Origin of the sequence: Streptomyces sp. NBC_00539, from assembly GCF_036346105.1 — a bacterium.
Lineage (GTDB): Bacteria > Actinomycetota > Actinomycetes > Streptomycetales > Streptomycetaceae > Streptomyces.
Window position 1 is genome coordinate 3475565 of record NZ_CP107811.1, and the last position, 20961, is coordinate 3496525.

The window sequence follows — 20961 nt, forward strand, 5'->3', positions numbered from 1 at the left end:
GCCGCCCGGTGAGGGCTCGTCGCCTCGCCGTCAGGGCTGATCGACGCCCGGTCAGGGGTGGTCGCCCCGCCGTCAGGGCTTGTCGCCCACGCGCGAGCCGAGCGTGATGTCCACCGTGTTCGGCTTGCCGTCGCGCAGGTAGGTGAGCTTCACCGTGTCGCCGGGCTTGTACGTCCAGATCTCGCTGATCAGGGTCGGGCCGCTGTCGATCGGCTTGCCGCCGAACTGGGTGATGATGTCGCCGGGCTTGAGGCCCGCCTTGCCTGCCGGCCCGTTGGGGTCGACCAGGTCGTTGGCGGAGGCGCCCTGCTCGGAGATCTTGGCCCCTTCGACCTTGGCCTGGAGGTCCACCGAGACCGAGATGATCGGGTAGACCGGCTTGCCCGTCTTGATCAGCGACTGGGCGACGTTCTTGGCCTGGTTGATCGGGATGGCGAAACCGAGGCCGATCGAACCGGCCTGCCCGCCGCCGAAACCGCTGTTCCCGGCGGACTGGATCGCCGAGTTGATACCGATGACCGCGCCTCGCCCGTCGAGGAGCGGGCCGCCGGAGTTGCCCGGGTTGATCGAGGCGTCGGTCTGGAGCGCGCTCATGTACGAGTTCTTGCTCCCGGAGCCGTCACCGGAGGCCACGGGGCGGTTCTTGGCGCTGATGATGCCGGTGGTGACCGTGTTGGACAGGCCGAAGGGGGCGCCGATCGCGATCGACGAATCCCCGACCGCGACCTTGTCGGAGTCGCCGAGCGGCAGCGGCTTGAGTCCGGCCGGCGCGTTCTTGAGCTTGATCACGGCCACGTCGTAGCCCTGTGCACGGCCGACCACCTCGGCGTCGTACTTCTTGCCGTTGGAGAAGGTCGCGGTCAGCTTGCCGCCGTTGGCGGCGGAGGCGACGACGTGGTTGTTGGTGAGGATGTGGCCCTCTTCGTCGTAGACGAATCCGGTGCCGGTGCCGCCTTCGCCGTCTCCGGCCGAGGCCTCGATGGTGACCACGCTGGGGAGCGCGCCCGCCGCCAGGCCCGCGACCGAGCCGGGCTCGCGCTTGAGGTCCTTGGGGGTGCTGGCGGTGATCGTGGTCGAGCCGACGCCGTCGTTGCCGCGCTCCGCCGCCCAGTAGCCGACGCCACCGCCGACGCCGCCGGCCAGGAGGGCCGCGACGAGTACGCCCGCGATCATGCCGCCCCTGCCCTTGGGCTTGGGGGCCGGGGCACCGTGGGCGGTCAGCGGGGCTCCCCAGGCGCCACCGCCGTGTCCGCCGTCAGCGCCGTAGGCCGGGACGGTGGGGGGCGGCGGGGGCCAGCCCTCCGCGCCGTGCGCCGCCGGGGCCTGACCGTAGGGTGCCTGGCCCTGCGGGGCCTGCCCGTACGCGTCCTGCACCGCCGTCTGGCCGTAGGCCGGAGCGGAGGGCGGCGCGGCCGGGGCCTGCTGGGTCGGCTCGGTGCCGGCCGCATGCGCCGGAGGGTGCACCGGGGGCGCACCGACAGGTGCGGCACCGGGCTCGGCGGCCGACGCGGGCTCGGGGGTGGTGGAAGGGGCCACGGGCACAGGGGGTGCGGACGGGGCCGCGGGGGGCGTCGGGGCCGCGGTGCCCTCGTTCTCGGTGCTCACAGCGCTCTCTCCTCGTTCACACACACGGCTACTGGTGCTGGATATCTGGTGATACCGGTCCGACTGAACGTTCGGCGTGCCGCACAAGTTCCAGTACAGAGCCTTTCCCATGACCCGTCAGAGCACTGTAAGCCGGACCTGTGCATCTCCCACCATTCTTTATATCCGACATTTCACACCCATCGATAGGACTCACCCCGACGCGTGGGCCCCCGCGGTGGCACCATGACCCGGTGACCCACGCAATGCCGCGCCCCATCCAGGTCGTCGCCCACCGCGGCGCCTCGGAGGATGCTCCCGAGCACACCCTGGCCGCCTACCGGAAAGCCATCGAAGACGGCGCCGACGGCCTCGAATGCGATGTCCGGCTCACCGCCGACGGCCACCTCGTGCTCGTCCACGACCGCCGGGTCAACCGCACCTCCAACGGCCGTGGCGCCGTCTCCGCCCTGGAACTGGCCGACCTCGCCGCCCTCGACTTCGGATCCTGGAAGGACCGCGAGGAGGCGCCCGACTGGGACGCCGACCCCGAGCGCACCTCCGTGCTCACCCTGGAGCGGCTGCTGGAGCTGGTTTCCGATGCCGGCCGGCCGGTGCAGCTGGCGATCGAGACGAAACACCCCACCCGCTGGGCCGGACAGGTGGAAGAGCGGCTCCTCTTCCTCCTCAAGCGCTTCGGACTGGACGCCCCGGCCGCGGAGGGCCCCCACCCCGTCCGTGTCATGAGCTTTTCGCCCCGCTCCCTGCACCGGGTGCGGGCGGCCGCTCCGACCATTCCGACCGTCTACCTGATGCAGTTCATCTCGCCGCGCATGCGGGACGGGCGGCTGCCGGCCGGTGTGAGCATCGCCGGGCCGGGGCTGCGGATCGTGCGCAACCATCCCGGCTACATCCGCCGGCTCCAGGCCGCGGGACACCCCGTTCACGTATGGACCGTAAACGAACCCGAGGACGTTCAGCTCTGCGCTGATTTGGGCGTAGAGGCGATCATCACGAACAGACCACGCCAGGTTCTGTCACAGCTGAGCCGCTGACGTCCCGTTTTGCACACCCGCTCCGCCGGACCCTTCCGTAACAGGGTGTGCACCGGCGCATCCGCTCCGCATCTGTCCGTCCTGAGTGCGTCAGAGGGCTCGGCCAGGGCGGTTTCCGGTCCAGGCCATTGGGGCATCCAGACCATGGCGTGGGGCTAAGGAGGTTCCGGGGGTGGCGTTGGTGATGGCACAGGAAGTGCCCACGTCGTCGTGCATGGGCGTACGCCATGGTCCTGCGGGCGTGGGCGAGGCGAGGCACCGGATGCGCCGGGAGCTGCGCATCAGCGGGGTGTCCGAATCGGTCGTGGACGATGCCGTACTGATCCTTTCCGAACTGCTCAGCAATGCCTGCCGACACGGCCGGCCACTGGGCGCGCGGGAGATCGGCGATGGGGAGATCCGCGCCGCATGGCGCGTCGACAAGGCGGGACGGCTGACGGTCGAGGTCACGGACGGCGGCGGTCCCACCCGCCCCATCCCGGCAACGCCCTCGGTCACCGCTCGGGGCGGCCGGGGGCTGAACATCATCAGCGCCCTGGCCCAGGACTGGGGTGTCCGGGACGGTGCGGCGGGTGAGGTCACCGTATGGGTGATCGTCGCCTGCGGGACCCGGCACGAGGATTTCGCTACGCGCGTTGCGTCCCCGGCGATCGATTTCGGGACGGCCTTCGAGGACCTGGACACCTGAGAGGGCGGCAGGCGGCCGTCCGGGAGCGCACGCCGACCGTGCTCCCGGCCGCACCCCACCGGTTCCGGCGGTACCAACGGCTAGGCTCGCGCCCAGAACCCGCCGTACCGCCGCAACCGGGAGACACCCACGATGGCAAAGAAGCGCCCCGCCGCGAAGACCGCGAAGCCGCAGCTCCACAACGGGGAGATCCCGGTGGTGGGTGCACGCGAACCCTGTCCCTGCGGATCCGGGCGCCGCTACAAGGCCTGCCACGGCGCCGCCGCCGCGCACGCCGTCACCGAGCACGTGCAGCGCCCGTTCGAGGGTCTGCCGGGCGAGTGCGACTGGGTGGCGCTGCGCGAGCTCGTCCCGGCGGCCACCGTGCCCCTGACCCTTAAGGGCGGCCTGCCTGAAGGCGTCCCTTCCGTCACGCTGGTCACCGTGCTGCCGATGGCCTGGCCGGCCCTGCGCCGCGAGGACGGTTCCGTACTCCTCGCCCTCCAGAACGACTCGACCACGGGGGACCTCGCCCGTGACATGGCGGACACCCTGGAGCGCGCGCTGACGGCGGAGCCGGGGTCTCCGGTTCCGGCCCGCCGGGTCCCGGCCGAAGGCCCGCGACTCCAGGATCTCCTGGACGTCGACGGCGTTTTCGAGCCGGTTGTGCACAGTGGCTTCGAATTCTGGATTCCGGATGCGGAGAGCGCTCAGAACGCCTCCCCGGAGGTCGCCGCCTCGCTGGAACGCGCCAACGCCGCCGCCATCCCGACGGTCAAGCTGACCGGCGTGGACGCCGCCTACTGGTGCGAGACCCCCGAGAAGAACCACCTGCGCTGGGTCATGCCGCACCCCGAGGAGAAGCTGCTCGACGCCCTGGCGCGGCTGCACGCGGCCGGCACCTCCTCGCTCGGCGAGGGCACCAAGCTCGTCGGGTCGTTCCGCGCCCACGGTCTGATGGTTCCCGTCTGGGACCTGCCCACCGGAGTCTCGGCCGACGACGTGGAGAAGCCCGCCGCGGAGCTCGCGGAGCGCCTGGCCGCGGCCCTGGCGACGGACGCCCCGCTCACCCACGACGAGCGCCGCGCGCGCGGTGGGCTCACCAACCGTCAGGTGACGCTCAGCTGACCGCTCCGGTCCCCGGCGGGAGCGGTGACTGGGGTCACAACTCCCGCTAATCGCCTGCAAATCGCTGTCTGAATATCAGAGATCGAATTTGCGAACAGGCGATCTCTTGTTACCGTTCTTGTAGCCCGGTCGCTGGTGCATCCCCCGTCGCCAGCGACCGGGCCCTTCCATTTACGGTGGTGCTCAACCACCGCTCGGTGCCGGTGCGTTGCTCCCGGACCGCAGTAGCAGTGCACCTTCATCATCCGGAACTGCAAACTCCGCTACGGCCGAGTATCCGTTCACGGCGCCCGCCGAAGCATCCTTCGGCGTCTCGCAGAGTCCCGGCTCGTCCCCGGCGCCCACCGCGCATCTGATCTGCACCGTGCGCCCCGCCGGCCCCATCACGGTCAGCACGGCATCCAGTGGACGGCCGCTGGTGTTGCGGTAGTAGCTGCGGCCCCAGGTGCTGCCCTCGCTCGTCAGGACGCAGGTCTGGGCTTCGAGACCGTGTGGCGAGGTGAGTTCGGGGCCGCACCGCGAGTCCGTGCGGGGCTGCTCCGGCGGACCGGGCTTGGCCGGGCGGGCGGCGGCCCGCGCCTTGTCCGACGTACGCGAAGAGTCGGAAAGGCCGAGCGAGGAGAGCAACCCGCCCCCCTTTCCATCGCCCTGACCGGCGAAATCCGGCCCGGCGATCGCTCCGGCAAGCGGAAGCGACAAGATGATCAGCACACCGGCGCCGATACCGATCAGGCGGAGATTCATTCGCCGAAGATAGCGATACGGGAATGGGGCACGGATCTCCCCGCGCCCAATTCCCCTGCAAACCGGCCCCGCCGACACCCGTAAGAGTGATCCGGCGGGCGCGCGGCATCAGTATGCGAGCCGGCTCCCGCCGCCCGGCGCCCCGCTGCTCGCCTCCACCAACGCGTGTACGAGTTCCTCGACCTCGGGCAGCCGGATGCCCTCCGGCCCGACGGACGGCTCGCGCTCCCAGTGGACGTGCCCACCACCGGACGCGAGCGAGGGCGGCAACAGGAGGTAGCCGCCCTCACCGTGGAAGCGCAGGGAGGAGGGCACGTGGTCCTTCGCGTAAAGGAGTTCGCCGAGCCGCTCCAGCGAATACGGCGCCACCAGCAGCGACCAACGGGTGGGCGTCGCGACGATCGGGCCCAGCCGCATGCCCTGCGCGTCCAGCCGTACGACGGCACGCGCGGCCGCGACGGCGGGGAGGCTGACCGCGCACGGCGCCGCGCCACCGGTGGCCACCAGCACCGGGGCGCCCGGCCGCCTGGCCCACCACCAGGCCACCATCCGGGGGTCGCAGGTCGCCGCGAGCAGCCCGGGGTCGAAGGGGTGCGCGCCGGGCACCACGCAGTCGGGGTCGGGGCAGGCGCACCGGGCGCCGTCGGCGCCGGCCCGGCCCACGCCGGGCAGTACGGGCCATCGCCATACGGTCGCGCAGGTCAGGGCCGCATCGAGCAGGGACGCGGCGTCGCCGTCCGGGTCATGGGCGGCGTGAGGAGTCGAGAACCGGGATTTCAAGCGATCGCGGAGCCGCTGGAGACGCCTTCCGAGGATCTCGCGCATGAGCGCTCGTTCCTTTCCGTTGAACGCCGAGGGCCACATCACACCACGTAAGCGGTGTTTCACCACACGTACACGTTTCGCGTCACTGTCCACTGGAAGCAGGTTCACACGGTTCGTGCAGTTTTCTTACGGGTCCATCCCACGTACGGCGGGGCCGAGCGCGTCCCCCACCGGATGCCGAGACCGGCTGCCGCCGCTTAGGACGACGGCACGCGCCGCGCGGTTCCCGGCGGATGCCGGGAGGCGTCAAGTGACCCCGGGCATCACCGTTTACGTACCCGGGCCCGCTGGGACGCCCGCTCAGTCGATCGCAAAAACCGTCCGCTTCCGGCTTTTTCCAGCCAAGTTATGCCCTTGACCGGACAGCGAGTTGTGGATCTGCGGACACCAGGATTCCCACCAGGGCAATGCTGGACATCGCTCCTCGTGTGCGTGTAGATGTGGATCCATTGATGGCGGCGCAGCACGATCTGGGGGTTTGCGATGCTATATGGCGAATCGCACCAGGTGGAAAGGCGGACGCCATGAGCGCCTCGCATCTGCCGAAAGTGGCTGGAATCGATTCAGCAGTTACCGCGTCACCGCACACTGCCGCGCCCACTGCGGCCGCTCCCGCACGCACCGCCGCCCCCGTACAGACCGTGCCGCCTGCCGCGAGCACCGTCATCCAGGACCGGCTGGCGGGCATGGTCTCCGATCTGACCACCCTCCACGAGCTGACCGAACGCCTCGCCCGGGCCGTCGATCTCGACGCCTCCCTGCGTGAGTTCGTGCGCGCCGGCGCGGCACTCGTGGGCGCCCGGCGCGGCCTGGTCGTCCTGGAGCCGTCCGACGGACTCGGTCCGAGCACCACCATCGGCCTCGGGCTCGGTCACGCGGACCTCGGCCACATCGAGACGGTGCCCCGCAGCGCCACCTCGTACGGCCGCATCCTCGACGGGCTCCCGGACGCGCAGGGCGGCTCCGAACTCCTCCCGGAGGCCGGCGCCGCACCGGGTACGGGCGGGTTCGCCGCCCCCGTCGACCCCCGCCACCGCGAGGTCGCCGCCCGGCTCGGCTACGCCGCCAGCTACGCGCTCCCGCTGGCCGCAGAGGCCACCGGCCGGCTCGGAGCGGCCGTCTGGCTCTACGACGAGCAGGCGGAACCGAGCGAACGCCAGCGCGACCTGGCCGGGCTCTACGTACGGCACGCCGCCGAGCACCTCGCGCGGATGATGGAGGTCGAGCGCTCGCGCTCCCGGCTGGCCACCGTCGCCGAGGAACTGCTGCCCAGCCGGCTGCCCCGCATCGCCGGGGTGCAGCTCGCGGCCCGGCACCACACCGGACCGCGCGGCGGCGGCGACTGGTACGACGCGCTACCGCTGCCCGAGGGGGCCATGGGGCTGGCCGTGGGCTCCGTCAGCGGCTCGGGGCCGAGCGCGGTCGCGGCAATGGGGCGGATGCGCGCCTCGCTGCGCGCGTACGCGGTCATGGAGGGCGAGGACCCCGTCGCCGTGCTGTCCGACCTCGAGCTGCTGCTGCGGCTGACCGAGCCCGCGCGCTCGGCGACCGCCCTGTTCGCCTACTGCGAGCCGGCCTCCCGCAAGATGATCCTGGCCGGGGCCGGCCACGCCCCGCCGCTGCTCATCGGCGAGCGGCGCACCGAGTACGTGGAGACCTCACTGTCCGCGCCGCTGGGGATGCTGGCCTGCTGGGAGGCGCCGAGCGTGGAGATCGAACCCGCGCCCGGAGAAACGGTGCTGCTGTACACCGACGGGCTGCTGCGGCGCACCGGCGACCCCATGGACCGGGCCTACGCGCGGCTGCACGCCGCGGCCGCGGGAGTTCCGCGCAGCGCCCGCGACGACCCGGCGGCCGTCTGCGACCACGTCCTGCGCACGATGTTTCCCCCGGCGGACGGCGACGCGCCGGCCGACGCCGCCGGCGCGGACCCGGCCGAGGACATCGTGCTGCTCGCAGTCCGGTTTGACTGATTTGTCACATGACCCTCCACGGGTCTTCCGCTCACCCATACGATGGACGAGGTCCACACCCGGTCCGTTCTGTCGTAGCTGAGGAGAAGACGTGGCTGACGAGCTCATCCCGGAGACCCCGGAAGAAGAGCAGCCCCAGAAGAAGCACAAGCAGCGCAAGAACGCGCTGTACCCGGGCGTCAGCGAGGAACTCGCGGAGAACATGCGCACCGGCTGGGCCGACACGGAGCTGCGCGGGCTGGAGCCGATCGCCCAGGCCGCGCACACCGCCGCCCGCCGCGCCGCGCTGTCCGCGCGCTTCCCCGGCGAGCGCCTGGTCGTCCCCGCGGGCCGGCTCAAGACCCGCTCGAACGACACCGAGTACCCCTTCCGGGCGTCGACCGAGTACGCGTACCTCACGGGCGACCAGGCCGAGAACGGCGTCCTGGTGCTGGAGCCCGCGGGCGAGAACGGCCACACCGCCACCGTCTACCTGCTGCCCCGCTCCGACCGCGAGAACGGCGAGTTCTGGCTGTCCGGCCAGGGCGAGCTGTGGGTCGGCCGCCGCCACTCCCTCGCCGAGGCCGAGCAGCTGCTGGGCATCCCCGCCAAGGACGTCCGCGAGCTGCCCGAGGCGCTCGCCGAGGCCACCGGCCCGGTCCGCGTCCTGCGGGGCCACGACGCCGTCATCGAGAAGGCGCTGACCGACAAGGTCACGGCCGAGCGCGATGAAGAGCTGCGCGTCTACCTCTCCGAGGCCCGCGCCGTGAAGGACGAGTTCGAGATCGGCGAGCTGCAGAAGGCCGTCGACTCCACCGTCCGCGGCTTCGAGGACGTGGTGAAGGTCCTCGACAAGGCGGAGGCGACGTCCGAGCGCTACATCGAGGGCACCTTCTTCCTGCGTGCCCGTGTCGAGGGCAATGACGTCGGCTACGGCTCCATCTGCGCCGCCGGTCCGCACGCCTGCACCCTGCACTGGGTCCGCAACGACGGCGACGTCCGCTCCGGTGACCTGCTGCTGCTCGACGCCGGTGTGGAGACCCACTCCCTCTACACCGCCGACGTGACGCGCACCCTGCCGATCAACGGCACGTACACCGACATCCAGCGCAAGATCTACGACGCGGTCTACGAGTCCCAGGAAGCCGGCATCGCCGCCGTGAAGCCGGGCGCCAAGTTCCGCGACTTCCACGACGCCTCGCAGCGCGTGCTGGCGGAGAAGCTCGTCGAATGGGGTCTGGTGGAAGGCCCGGTCGAGCGGGTGCTGGAACTCGGCCTCCAGCGCCGCTGGACCCTTCACGGCACCGGTCACATGCTCGGCATGGACGTCCACGACTGCGCCGCCGCCCGCACCGAGGCGTACGTCGACGGCACGCTTGAGCCGGGCATGTGCCTGACCGTGGAGCCCGGTCTGTACTTCCAGGCCGACGACCTGACCGTGCCGGAGGAGTACCGCGGCATCGGCGTCCGGATCGAGGACGACATCCTCGTCACCGAGGACGGCAACCGGAACCTGTCGGCCGGCCTGCCCCGCGCCTCTGACGAGGTCGAGGCGTGGATGGCGCGCCTCAAGGGCTGATCAGCCGCTGCACACGCCGGTGGGCGGGTTCCCGTACGGGGACCCGCCCACCGGCGTATGAGCGAGGAACCGGTCAGGTCTAGGAAACCTTGAGCAGCGCGCCCTCGCGCCACTTGAGGACCTTGTCGAAACTGACCACCGCACCCCGGCCCGGGCGGTTGCGAAAGCGGACCTGGTCGGAAAGCTCCGCGATCAGTCCCAGGCCCCGGCCGTGCTCCTTCTCCGACGGCCCGGCGGGCCGGGGTCTGTGCCCGGCGACCGTCGAGGGCGGGAAGCCCGGACCCGAGTCGGTCACCTCGATGCGGCAGCGGTCCCCGTCCAAATAAGCCGTCACGCGGTATTCGGCGCAGACCGTGGGGTCCGGCTTTCCGGCGCGGGACGGCCCGGCCACCGGCCCGCCGTGCTCGACCGCGTTCGCACAGGCCTCGCTCAACGCCACCGACAGGTCGAAACAGATGTCCGGGTCCACTCCCGCGGTCTCCATCGTCCCGAGCAGCAGTCGCCTGGCGAGCGGCACGCTCGCGGCTTCGCGCCTCAAGTGGAGAGACCACCAGATGCTCATACGGTTACCTATTGCCGCCCCCGGTCACCCGTAAGCCCCTTGCGGCGGTCGGAGCCCTCATTCGGCCGCCGGAGCCCCCGTTCGGCCGATGCGGCCCTTACGGCCGGAGGTGTAGGCGGCCGGGCCCCGGGCACCGCTCCGGGTCGACCGCTCGAACACCGCTCGGGACCCCATGGGGACGCATGGGACGTTCCGGACCTGCCGTACGGCCGTCGCCGGGGCAGTGCGATGATGGCCCGGCCATGACTGCCCCCCACGCGACGCATGCCGGAGCGGGCCTCCGGACGATTCGGGCCGCGGTGTTCACCGCGGTCTGCGTCGTGTTGTCCGCGGTCGGGCATGCCGTGGCGTCCTGCGCCACCGTGCCGTGGTGGGCCCTCGGCCTCGGCTTCCTCGCCCTCTTCACGGTCACCGCGCCGTTGGCGGGGCGTCGGCGTTCGCTGCCCGGCATCGCCGGCGGGCTCGCCGTCGGTCAGGTGGCTCTGCACGCGATGTTCGGCCTCGGCCAGCACGGCGCCGCGGCGCCGGTGGACGCCGCGTCCTCGGACTCCTCGCTCGCCGCGCTCGCCGCTCAGCTGATCTGCGGGGGCAACTCCATACCGCCGAGCCCGGAAGACGCCCGGCTGATCCTGGAGACCGCCGGGCTGGACCCGGCCGCGATGGTCGCGCAAGAGCACATGGCCCACGCGCACATGGCCCACGCCCCGCAGACCGCTCTGCTCAGCCCCGCCATGCTGCTCGGCCACCTGTTGGCCGCGCTCGCCGCCGGCTGGCTGCTCGGGCGCGGCGACGCCGCCCTGTTCCGGCTCGTCGAGTTGTCACGGCTGTCCACGGAGGCGGATCCGGTACGTCCGTTGCGTACCGCCCTTGCGCTGGTACGGGCCCTCGTCTCCGGGCTGCCGGGCGCCCCGGAGCGTCTTGTGCGCTTCCCCCGGAGCACGGCTTCCCCGGAGGTCTCCACCGGTCGTGGAGCGCTCCAGCACACAGTGATCAGGCGCGGGCCGCCGAGGGTGGCACTCACCCTCGCAGCCTGACGCGGCACCTCCACTCCCAGCGCATCACGGGAGCACCGGTGCCGTGCCGTCCCGCGCGCTCGCGCACGCGGAGCCATGTCACTGTTTCCTGCTTCCCTGGAGCGTTCCTGCCATGAAGTCCTCTCGTGTCTCCTTCGCCGCCGCCCTCGCCGCCGGCGCCGTCCTCGTCCTCTCCGGTCCCGCCTTCGCCCACGTCGGCGTACAGCCGGGCGAGGCCGCCAAGGGCGGTTACGCAGTGATCAACTTCAAGGTCCCGAACGAGCGCGACAACGCGTCGACCACCCAGCTCGAGGTCAACTTCCCGATCGACCAGCCGCTCACCTCCGTCATGCCGCAGGACGTTCCCGGATGGACCGTGAACGTCGAGAAGAGCAAGCTCGACAAGCCGCTCACCGTGCACGGCAAGCAGGTCAACGAGGCTGTCACCAAGGTGACGTGGACCGGCGGCAAGATCGAGCCCGGCAAGTTCCAGCAGTTCCCGGTCTCCGTCGGCAAGCTGCCCGACAACGCGGACCAGATGGTCTTCAAGGCGATCCAGACCTACGACAACAACGAGGTCGTGCGCTGGATCGAAGAGACCAAGGCAGGCGCCCCCGAGCCGCAGAACCCGGCGCCCGTCCTCAAGCTGACCGCCGCGGCGGCCTCCGCCGATCACCACGACGCCGGCGCCACGAAGACCGACGACCCCAAGGGCCACGAGGACAGCCACGACGAGGCCGCCGCGAGCGGCTCGGACACGACCGCACGTGCCCTCGGCATCGCCGGCATCGTGCTCGGCCTCGGTGGCGTCGCGTTCGGCTTCGCCTCGCGTCGCCGCGCCTCCTGACCGACGGGCCCCACGAGCCCTGTCATTGAGATCATCTTCCAACCCCGATCCCAGGGATTCCTCCCCATGCGCACCACACGTGTGACGGTCGCCGCCTTCGTGGCGGCGGCCGCGCTCGCCCTCACCGCTTGCGGCGGTGAGCCGGCCAAGTCCAGCGGTTCGGTCACCCAGATCACCGGCACCGACAAGGCCGGGTCGGCGACCGTCCTCGACCGCCCCTTCGACAAGCCGGACCTCGTCCTCACGGACACCACCGGCAAGCCGTGGAACCTGCGCGAGCAGACCAAGGGCCGGCCGACGCTGATCTACTTCGGCTACACCAACTGCCCCGACGTGTGCCCCCTGACCATGAGCAACATCGCGGTCGCGAGGAAGGCACTGCCCAAGGCCGACCAGGACAAGCTCCAGGTCGTCTTCGTCACCACCGACCCCGAACGGGACACCCCCGAATCGCTCGGCACGTGGCTCAAGGCCCAGGACCCGTCCTTCGTCGGACTGACCGGGGACTTCGCCACCATCCAAGCCGCAGCCCGGTCACTCGGCATCGGTATCGAGGCCCCCAAGAAGGAGGCCGACGGCAGCGTCGTCTCCATGCACGGCGCGCAGGTCATCGCGTTCTCTCCCAAGACCGACGAGGGCTACCTCCTCTACGGCGAGAGCACCACCGTCGACGACTACACCAAGGACCTGCCGAAGATCGTCAAGGGAGAGAACCCGTGAACGCCCGCACCACCCGCACCCTCGCCGCCGCACTCTCCTTGACGGCAGCGCTCGCGATATCCGGCTGCTCCTCCGAATCGGAGGGCAAGACCGGGGACGCCACTCCCAAGCTGACGGTCAGCGGGGCCTTCATGCCCGAGCCCGTCGACGAGAAGATGGCCGGCGCCTTCATGGTCATTACCAACGACTCCAAGACGCCCGACAAGCTCACCGGCCTGACCAGCCCGCTCTCCGACGACCTCCAGATCCACGAGACCAAAGACCAGAAGATGCGGCAGGTCGCCTCCCTGGACGTGCCCGCGAACGGCCGGCTCAGCCTGGAGCGCGGCGGCAGCCACGTCATGCTCATGGGGCTGAAGAACAAGCCGAAGGTCGGCGACAAGGTCAAGGTCGAGCTCAAGTTCGCGAAGGCCGACCCGATCACGGTCGAGCTGGACGTGAAGGACCGTACGTACACCGGGCAGAGCTCCAACGCCCACTGACGGACCGAGGAACTGACACGCCATGACGGCCACCGCCCCCACCCCGGCCCGCGCCCGCGCCACGGCATTCCTGCCACGGCTCGCGCTGGTCCTCGCAGCCCTGCTGGCATCCCTGTTCACCGCGGCCGGCCCGGCCACGGCACACGCCGCACTCACCGCGAGCGACCCGAAGGACGGGGCGGTGGTCGCCACGGCACCCGCCCAGGTCACCCTCTCCTTCTCGGAGCAGGTCGCCATGGGCGACGACTCGATCCGCGTGATGGACCCCCAGGGCAAGCGGGTCGACACCGGCGAACTCCGCGACATGTGCAGCGGGTCCACCATCCGCTACGGCACCGCCCTGCATTCCGGGCTGCCCAACGGCACGTACACGGTCGCCTGGCAGGCCGTTTCCGCCGACAGCCACCCTGTTTCCGGTGCCTTCACCTTCTCCGTCGGCGCTCCGTCGGCCACTCAGGTCGCCCTTCCCACGCAGAAGGCGGGCGGCGGACCCGTGGGCATCGCCTACGGCATCGCCCGGTACGCCGCCTACATCGGCTTCACCCTCCTCGTCGGGGGCGCCGCCTTCATCCTGCTGTGCTGGCGGCGGGGCTCGGCCGAGCGACCGTTGCAGAAGCTGGTGATGCGCGGCTGGGTACTGCTCACCGCGGCCACCCTGGCGATGCTGATGCTCCGCAACCCGTACACCGGGTCGGGCAGGTTCGCCGACGCCTTCGACCTCGTCGGACTCAAGGCTGTCCTCGACACCAAGGCCGGCGCCTCGCTCGTGTCGAGGCTGCTGCTGCTCGGGGCAGCGGCGCTCTTCGTGGCGGTGCTCTTTGGTGCTTACGCGCGCCGGCAGCAGGTCGCCGCACAGGACGGGAACGTCGAGCCGGTTGAAGGTGACGGGGCAGGCGGGGCCGAGGGGGCGGTGGACGAACGCAAGGACACGAGCGACCTCGCCTTCGGACTCGGTGTCGGAGGGGCCGTCGTGGCCGGTGGTATCGCCGCCACTTGGGCCCTGTCGGAGCACGCCTCCACCGGTATCCAGCCCGGGATCGCGATGCCGGTCGACATCCTGCACCTGCTCGCTGTCGCCACCTGGCTCGGAGGTCTCGCCGCGCTGCTGGTCGCCCTGTACAAGATCCCCGGCATCGAGCGCGAGGCCGTCCGGCGTTTCTCGCAGGTCGCGTTCCTCAGCGTCCTGGTGCTGGTCGTCACCGGCGTCTACCAGTCCTGGCGGCAGCTGGGCAGCTGGTCCGCCCTGACCGGCACCAGCTACGGGCGGCTTCTACTGATCAAGATCGCGCTCGTCGGCGTCCTCGTCGGCATCGCCTACCTCTCCCGGTCCTGGACCGCTCGGCTCTCGGATGGCCGGACGGAGGCGGCGCAGGGGGATGTTTCACGTGAAACACAGCTGAATGTTTCACGTGAAACATCGAAGCGTGAAGCAGCACCTGCCGAAGCGGAGGTAGCGGAAGCGGAGGTAGCGGAAGCGGCGCTGGTGACGGTCCCCGCCGACCCGAGGCGTGTCGCCCAGTTGGCACGGCAGCGCACCGCCCGTGAGAACGCCCGATCCAGGCAGGTGCGGGACGCCGACCCCGGGCGCGCCGGTCTTCGCCGCTCCGTCCTGGCAGAGGCCGCCGTCGCGATCGCGTTGCTGGCCGTCACCACCGTCCTGACCAACACCGAGCCGGGGCGCACCGCGGAACTGGAGACGGGACGGGGCTCGACGGCGGCCACTGCCGTCCCCAACCGGCCCATCAAGATCACGCTGCCCTTCGACACGGGTGGCCCCCAGGGCAAGGGCACCATCCGGCTGGAGCTCGCTCCGGGCCGGGTCGGCGCCAACGGCCTCCACCTGTGGGCGGAGAATCCCGACGGACAGCCCCTCGACCTCCCCGAGGTGAAGGTCTCCTTCACCCTCCCCTCCAAGGAGATCGGTCCGCTGCCGGCCCTTCCCGACCGCGCGGCTCCGGGACACTGGAGCGCGGACGGCGTACAGCTGCCGCTCGCGGGCGAGTGGCGCATCGACATCACCGTCCGGACCTCCGACATCGACCAGACGACCGTCCAGAAGAACGTGAAGATCGGCTGACCAGCGTGACCCACAGCACCGAGAGCAACCCCGACATCGAGATCTCGCGGCGCCGCCTGCTGGGCACGGTGGGCGCCGCGGGCGCCGCCGGTCTGGCACTCGGCGCCACCGGCGGCGCCCTGGTGCACTCCGCACTGGCCGACTCCCCGGAGGCCGGGTCGAAGGGCGGCGTGGGGACCGCCGCCTCGCTCGGCGCGACCCGGATCGCCTTTCACGGGGACCACCAGGCCGGCATCACCACCCCGCTCCAGGCCAAGGGGCACGTCCTCGCCTTCGACCTCGCGCCCGGCGCCGGGCGTACGGAAGCCGCCGCCCTGATGCGCCGCTGGTCGGACACCGCCCGGCGGCTGATGGCCGGCGAGACCGCCCCCACGGCCGACACCGGGATCGCCCTCGACGCCGGGCCCTCGTCCCTGACCGTCACCTTCGGGTTCGGCCATTCCTTCTTCGAGCGCACCGGACTGGCCTCCCGCCGGCCGACCGCCCTCGACCCGCTGCCGGACTTCTCCTCCGACCGGCTCGACCCCCAGCGCAGCAATGGCGACCTCTGGATCCAGATCGGCGCCGACGACGGGCTCGTCGCCTTCCACGCCCTGCGGGCCCTGCAGAGAGACGCCGGGGAAGCCGCTCGGGTCCGCTGGCAGATGAATGGCTTCAACCGGTCCCCCGGTGCCACGAGCACCCCGATGACCGCCCGGAACCTGATGGGCCAGGTGGACGGCACCGCGAACCCGAAGCCGGCCGACCCCGACTTCGACAAGCGGATCTTCGTGCCGGCCGCGGGCCCCGGCCCGGCCGAGCACTCCTGGATGGCGGGGGGCTCCTACGCCGTCGTGCGCCGGATCCGGATGCTGCTCGACGAGTGGGACAAGCAGTCCACCCTCCAGCAGGAGCAGGTCATCGGCCGTACCAAGGCCACGGGTGCCCCTCTGACCGGCGGAAGCGAGACCTCGAAGATGGACCTCGCGAAGCTGGGCGCCGACGGCAAGCCGGTGATCCCGGCGAACGCGCACGCACGGATCTCAGCCCCCGAACAGAACGGCGGGGCCGCCATGCTCCGCCGACCGTTCTCCTTCCACGACGGCATCGCCCCCGACGGCTCCCCCGACGCCGGTCTGCTGTTCATCTGCTGGCAGGCCGACCCGCTGCGCGGCTTCGTGCCCGTCCAGCGCAAGCTCGACCGGGGTGACGCGCTGTCGGAGTTCATCAGGCACGAGTCCAGCGGCTTGTACGCCGTCCCGCCCGGCCCGCGGCCCGGGGAGTACGTCGGGCAACGGCTGCTCGAAGGGTGAACATCCCGCCGGGCGAGACCGCCCCGGCATTAGGCTGATCGCATGTCGGCCACCCGCTTCACCTATCTCGGTCCCGAGGGCACCTTCACCGAAGCCGCCCTGCGTACGCTGCCGGAAGCCGCCACCAGGGAGCTCGTCCCGATGGTGTCGGTGCCGGCCGCCCTGGACGCCGTCCGCAACGGTGAGGCAGCCGCTGCGCTGGTGCCGATCGAGAACTCGGTGGAGGGCGGGGTGACCTCCACCCTGGACGAGCTGGCTTCCGGCGAGCCGTTGATGATCTACCGCGAGGTCCTGCTGCCCATTGCGTTCGCGCTGCTCGTGCGGCCCGGGACCAAGCTGTCGGACGTCAAGACCGTCACCGGGCACCCGGTGGCGCAGCCGCAGGTCCGCAACTGGCTGCGTGCGCACCTGCCCGACGCGGTGTGGGAGTCGGCCGCCTCGAACGCCGACGGTGCCCGGCTGGTACAGGAGGGCCGCTTCGACGCTGCCTTCGCCGGAGAGTTCGCCGCCGCCACGTACGGGCTGGAGCCGCTGGTCACCGAGATCCACGACGCGGAGAACGCCGAGACCCGCTTCGTGCTCGTCGGCCGCCCCGCGCGGCCGGCCGCTCCCACCGGTGCCGACAAGACCTCGGTCGTACTGTGGCTCGGGGACGACCACCCGGGCGCGCTGCTGGAGCTCCTGCAGGAGTTCGCCGTCCGAGGGGTCAACTTGATGCTGATCCAGTCCCGGCCGACAGGTGCGGGCATCGGCAACTACTGCTTCGCGGTCGACGCCGAGGGCCACATCTCCGACCGTCGGGTCAGTGAGGCGCTGATGGGTCTCAAGCGCACCTGCCCCCAGGTCCGCTTCCTGGGCTCCTACCCCCGCGCCGGGGTTGCTGTGAGTGACGTACGCGCCGCGCGGCCGGGCACCTCGGACAGCGACTTCACCGATGCCTCCGACTGGCTGGGGCGCTGTCTGGACGGGCGGCCGTAGCACTCGTCCACTGTCCACAGAGTTATCCACAGGCCGAGACGCGCGCCTGGGGACAAGTCGACAGTGCAGCGCGACAAGGTCGACAAATCGGCCGGGGACCTCAGGTTTCACGCAAGAGAGCGCTGGGTGAACGGCGTCACCCCGGTATCGCCGATCAACTCTTTGGGGCGAGTCATTCCCACCCGAATGAGTGTGTGAGGGTGGTTTGAACCTTGATTCCCGGCGAGCGCCCACCGGTCGGGAATGATCTATTTCCGTGTCCACAGATCCGGCGCACAGCCTGTGGATAAGACGGCTCCGGAGGGAATTCCTGTGGACAAGGAACGCCCTCCGCCCTGTTCAGGGACTGCCCTTCGCCAGCGGTGTGACCGCTTTCCGGGCAAAGAATCCGCTTTTTACGAGCCGCCCCGGAAGCGCTGAGGCGAACCCGCCCAGCGAGAGGGACGGCAGTTATGCATTCACCTCAATCGGGACATAGTGACCCGCAACGTGATATCGATGTGATCCCCGGAACCCCGGCCCGGTAGCCTGGAGGGGTGATTGACCTCCGGCTGCTCCGTGAAGACCCTGACCGTGTCCGCGCCTCGCAGCGCGCCCGTGGAGAGGACGTCGACCTTGTCGACGCACTGCTCTCCGCCGACGAGCGCCGCAGGTCCTCCGGCATGCGCTTCGACGAACTGCGCAATGAGCAGAAGTCGCTCGGCAAGCTGATCCCCAAGGCCTCGCCGGAGGAGCGGGCCGAGCTGCTGACGAAGGCCGAACAGCTCAAGGCGGACGTCAAGGCTGCGGAGGCCGAGCAGAACGAGGCGGACGAGGCGGCCAAGCAGCTTCTCCTCCAGCTCGGCAACATCGTCCACAGCGACGTACCGGTCGGCGGCGAAGAGGACTTCACCGTACTGGAGACGCACGGCACGATCCGCGACTTCGGAGCCGAGGGCTTCGAACCCAAGGACCACCTCGAACTCGGCGAGTCCCTCGGCGCCATCGACGTCGAGCGCGGCGCCAAGGTGTCGGGCTCCCGCTTCTACTACCTCACCGGCGTCGGCGCCCTGCTGGAACTGGCCCTGGTCAACGCTGCGATCGCCCAGGCCACCGAGGCCGGCTTCATCCCGATGCTGACCCCCGCGCTGGTCCGCCCGCGCGCCATGGAGGGCACCGGCTTCCTCGGCCAGGCCGCGGAGAACGTCTACCACCTGGAGAAGGACGACTACTACCTGGTCGGCACCTCCGAGGTACCGCTCGCCGCGTACCACATGGACGAGATCATCGACGCGGACAAGCTGCCGCTGCGTTACGCCGGCTTCTCGCCGTGCTTCCGCCGCGAGGCCGGCACGTACGGCAAGGACACCCGCGGCATCTTCCGCGTCCACCAGTTCGACAAGGTCGAGATGTTCTCGTACGTCGCACCGGAAGAGGCCGAGGCCGAGCACAAGCGGCTCCTGGAGTGGGAGAAGCAGTGGCTGACCAGCCTGGAACTCCCCTTCCAGGTCATCGACGTCGCCACCGGTGACCTGGGCGCTTCGGCCTCCCGCAAGTTCGACTGCGAGGCCTGGATCCCGACCCAGGGCAAGTACCGCGAGCTGACCTCCGCCTCGAACTGTGACGGCTTCCAGGCCCGCCGCCTGTCGATCCGCTACCGCGACGGCAAGAAGACCCAGCCCCTGTCCACGCTCAACGGCACCCTGTGCGCGGTTCCGCGCACGATCGTGGCCATCTTGGAGAACCACCAGCAGGCTGACGGTTCCGTCCGGGTGCCCCCGGTGCTCCGGCCCTACCTGGGCGGCCGTGAAGTCCTGGAGCCGATCACCAAGTGAGTCCCGCCCCGTTCCCGTACAAGCTCGTCGCGACGGACCTCGACGGCACTCTGCTCCGCAGCGACGACACCGTCTCGGAACGCACCCGTGAAGCGCTCGCCGCGGTCACCGCGGCGGGCGCGGCGCACATCATCGTCACCGGCCGGGCCGTGCCCTGGACCCGGGGCGTACTGGACGACCTCGGATACGACGGGATCGCCGTGTGCGGGCAGGGCGCCCAGGTCTATGACGCGGGCGCGCACCGCCTGCTGACCTCGGTCACGCTGGACCGGCAGCTGGCAGGGCTGGCACTGTCCAAGATCGAGGCCGAGGTGGGTCCGCTGGCCCTCGCCGCCAGCCGGGACGGGGTGGACGGCGAGGTGCTGTTCGGGCCCGGGTACCAGGTGCAGGAGGGCCTGCCGGCGCTCTACCTGGAGGACACCTCCGCCGTGTGGAGCGCCCCGCTGAACAAGCTGTACGTACAGCACCCCGGCATGGACGACGACACGCTCGTCAAGGTGGCCCGGGAGATCGTGGGCAACCTGGTGGACGTCGTGATGGCCGGCCCGGGGATAGTCGAAATACTGCCGCTCGGGCTGACGAAGGCCACCGGCCTGTCGCTGGCCGCACGGCGCCTGGGAGTGAAGGCGGCGGAGACCATCGCCTTCGGCGACATGCCCAACGACATCCCCATGTTCGCCTGGGCGGCGCACGGCGTCGCGATGGCCAACGCCCATCCGGAACTGAAGGCCGTGGCCGACGAGGTCACGACGTCTCACCAGGAGGATGGCATCGCCGTGGTGCTGGAACGCCTGTTGGATGCTGCCTGACGGCGGTGGCCCAAGCAGGGAAGGTCCGGAACGGCCCGCGTCCTGGGACGCGCTCGAAGTGGCTGTTCCGGACCTTTTGTTACTCCCCGCACGCCTCACTCTGCCCCGCCCGCAAGCCGCGTACCAGTGAATTTCCGCAGGTCCCGAGATCATGTTTCACGTGAAACATGCATGGTCGGCCGCGACGCGATCCCGTGCGGGTGACGGGTCAACGGCCAGGCGAGGAGACCGACGGCGAGCGAGATCGCGTGCCCCAGATCGGTGAAGGTGCCGCCCGTGAAGAGCGGGATCCCGAAGAAGGCGACGATCCCGGCGAGATAGAGCCATCTCCACGGGCCGGGCAGCCGGTACGTGAGGACCCCGGCGGCGGCCGCGAGTCCGTAACTCACACCGATGTCGACGACATGGACCATGCTGCGCGGGGCCCGGTGGTCCTGGATGGCCAGGAGGACCACCCTCTGGCTGATCAAGGTGGCGGTGATGTGGGCGGCCGCCACGATCACCAGCCAGCGCAGCGTGCCGAGCCAGCGCTCGACCGGGGCGTGGAAGACCTCGAAGAGAACGGCGTACTGGGCGAGCGAGGCCGGGTTCTCGATCCAGAAGGCGCTGGATACCAGGGCCCGTACCGGGTGCCGGGTGAGTTCGTGGATATTGCTGCTGTTGCGGTGGAGCAGGACGTGCTCCAGGCGGTCGGGCGCGACCACGACGATGACGCTGGTGACGGCGATGATCAGCAGCCAGATGTGCGTACCGGGCGAGGAACGTATCCAGGACCACAAGGGCCTGGACGGCTCGGCCTCTGGGTGAGGCGTCATGCCCCGATGATGCCCGGC

At 70.6% G+C, this 20961-nt stretch carries 19 protein-coding genes; 14 read left to right on the plus strand and 5 right to left on the minus strand.

Features of this window, described 5'->3' with window-relative positions; all coding sequences use genetic code 11:
- Positions 1–72 precede the first annotated feature (72 nt).
- On the minus strand, positions 73–1605 hold the full coding sequence (locus OG861_RS15505; protein WP_329196795.1) for a S1C family serine protease: 1533 nt from the start codon (positions 1603–1605) through the stop codon (positions 73–75).
- Between the two features lie 245 nt (positions 1606–1850).
- On the opposite strand from OG861_RS15505, the gene OG861_RS15510 reads away from it, so the two are divergent.
- The 3 genes from OG861_RS15510 to OG861_RS15520 all read left to right on the plus strand — a co-directional run bounded on the left by OG861_RS15510 (position 1851) and on the right by OG861_RS15520 (position 4434).
- A complete protein-coding gene (locus OG861_RS15510) occupies positions 1851–2639 on the plus strand; it encodes a glycerophosphodiester phosphodiesterase (RefSeq protein WP_329202323.1) in 789 nt (262 codons plus the stop codon).
- Positions 2640–2724: 85 nt separating this feature from the next.
- A complete protein-coding gene (locus OG861_RS15515; RefSeq protein ID WP_329196793.1) occupies positions 2725–3327 on the plus strand; it encodes an ATP-binding protein in 603 nt (200 codons plus the stop codon).
- Positions 3328–3459: 132 nt separating this feature from the next.
- Positions 3460–4434, plus strand: a complete 975-nt coding sequence (locus OG861_RS15520) for a DUF5926 family protein (RefSeq protein WP_190185513.1) — start codon at positions 3460–3462, stop codon at positions 4432–4434.
- Positions 4435–4617: 183 nt separating this feature from the next.
- Here the strand turns inward: OG861_RS15520 and OG861_RS15525 are convergent, their stop codons facing one another.
- Positions 4618–5178 (minus strand): hypothetical protein, encoded by a 561-nt coding sequence (locus tag OG861_RS15525; RefSeq protein ID WP_329196790.1) that lies wholly within the window; start codon positions 5176–5178, stop codon positions 4618–4620.
- A 108-nt stretch (positions 5179–5286) separates the two neighbouring features.
- Positions 5287–6003: a bifunctional DNA primase/polymerase gene (locus OG861_RS15530; RefSeq protein ID WP_329196788.1), complete on the minus strand. Its 717-nt coding sequence runs from the start codon at positions 6001–6003 to the stop codon at positions 5287–5289.
- A 407-nt stretch (positions 6004–6410) separates the two neighbouring features.
- Between OG861_RS15530 and OG861_RS15535 the strand changes: the two genes are divergently transcribed.
- Together OG861_RS15535 and OG861_RS15540 are read left to right on the plus strand one after the other, a co-directional pair.
- Complete coding sequence (locus tag OG861_RS15535; protein ID WP_329196785.1) at positions 6411–7976, plus strand: PP2C family protein-serine/threonine phosphatase; 1566 nt, start codon at positions 6411–6413, stop codon at positions 7974–7976.
- Positions 7977–8067: 91 nt separating this feature from the next.
- Positions 8068–9534: an aminopeptidase P family protein gene (locus OG861_RS15540; protein WP_329196783.1), complete on the plus strand. Its 1467-nt coding sequence runs from the start codon at positions 8068–8070 to the stop codon at positions 9532–9534.
- Positions 9535–9613: 79 nt separating this feature from the next.
- Here OG861_RS15540 and OG861_RS15545 read toward each other — a convergent pair whose 3' ends face one another.
- Entirely contained in the window at positions 9614–10096 is a 483-nt protein-coding gene (locus OG861_RS15545) for an ATP-binding protein (RefSeq protein WP_329196782.1), read from the minus strand.
- 242 nt (positions 10097–10338) lie between these two features.
- Here OG861_RS15545 and OG861_RS15550 point away from each other — a divergent pair, with 242 nt between their 5' ends.
- The 9 genes from OG861_RS15550 to OG861_RS15590 all read left to right on the plus strand — a co-directional run bounded on the left by OG861_RS15550 (position 10339) and on the right by OG861_RS15590 (position 20128).
- Entirely contained in the window at positions 10339–11130 is a 792-nt protein-coding gene (locus tag OG861_RS15550) for a hypothetical protein (RefSeq protein ID WP_329196781.1), read from the plus strand.
- A gap of 112 nt (positions 11131–11242) precedes the next feature.
- On the plus strand, positions 11243–11956 hold the full coding sequence (locus OG861_RS15555; protein WP_329196779.1) for a YcnI family copper-binding membrane protein: 714 nt from the start codon (positions 11243–11245) through the stop codon (positions 11954–11956).
- A gap of 66 nt (positions 11957–12022) precedes the next feature.
- Positions 12023–12676 (plus strand): SCO family protein, encoded by a 654-nt coding sequence (locus OG861_RS15560; RefSeq protein ID WP_329196777.1) that lies wholly within the window; start codon positions 12023–12025, stop codon positions 12674–12676.
- The gene (locus OG861_RS15565) at positions 12673–13158 is read left to right on the plus strand and encodes a copper chaperone PCu(A)C (RefSeq protein WP_329196775.1); all 486 of its coding nucleotides are present in this window, start codon (positions 12673–12675) and stop codon (positions 13156–13158) included. The genes OG861_RS15560 and OG861_RS15565 overlap by 4 nt, the downstream gene beginning before the upstream one ends.
- Positions 13159–13180: 22 nt before the next feature.
- Complete coding sequence (locus OG861_RS15570) at positions 13181–15235, plus strand: copper resistance CopC/CopD family protein (RefSeq protein WP_329196773.1); 2055 nt, start codon at positions 13181–13183, stop codon at positions 15233–15235.
- Positions 15232–16527, plus strand: a complete 1296-nt coding sequence (efeB, locus tag OG861_RS15575) for an iron uptake transporter deferrochelatase/peroxidase subunit (RefSeq protein ID WP_443056773.1) — start codon at positions 15232–15234, stop codon at positions 16525–16527. The genes OG861_RS15570 and efeB overlap by 4 nt, the downstream gene beginning before the upstream one ends.
- 42 nt (positions 16528–16569) lie before the next feature.
- Complete coding sequence (pheA, locus tag OG861_RS15580) at positions 16570–17505, plus strand: prephenate dehydratase (protein ID WP_329196769.1); 936 nt, start codon at positions 16570–16572, stop codon at positions 17503–17505.
- Positions 17506–18041: 536 nt separating this feature from the next.
- Positions 18042–19319 carry a serine--tRNA ligase gene (serS, locus tag OG861_RS15585; RefSeq protein ID WP_329196767.1) on the plus strand — a complete coding sequence of 426 codons (1278 nt, stop codon included), beginning with the start codon at positions 18042–18044 and terminating at the stop codon, positions 19317–19319.
- On the plus strand, positions 19316–20128 hold the full coding sequence (locus tag OG861_RS15590) for an HAD family hydrolase (protein ID WP_330261755.1): 813 nt from the start codon (positions 19316–19318) through the stop codon (positions 20126–20128). Before serS ends, OG861_RS15590 begins: the two co-directional genes overlap by 4 nt.
- 149 nt (positions 20129–20277) lie before the next feature.
- Here the strand turns inward: OG861_RS15590 and OG861_RS15595 are convergent, their stop codons facing one another.
- A complete protein-coding gene (locus OG861_RS15595) occupies positions 20278–20943 on the minus strand; it encodes a rhomboid-like protein (RefSeq protein WP_329196763.1) in 666 nt (221 codons plus the stop codon).
- Between the last annotated feature and the right edge of the window lie 18 nt (positions 20944–20961).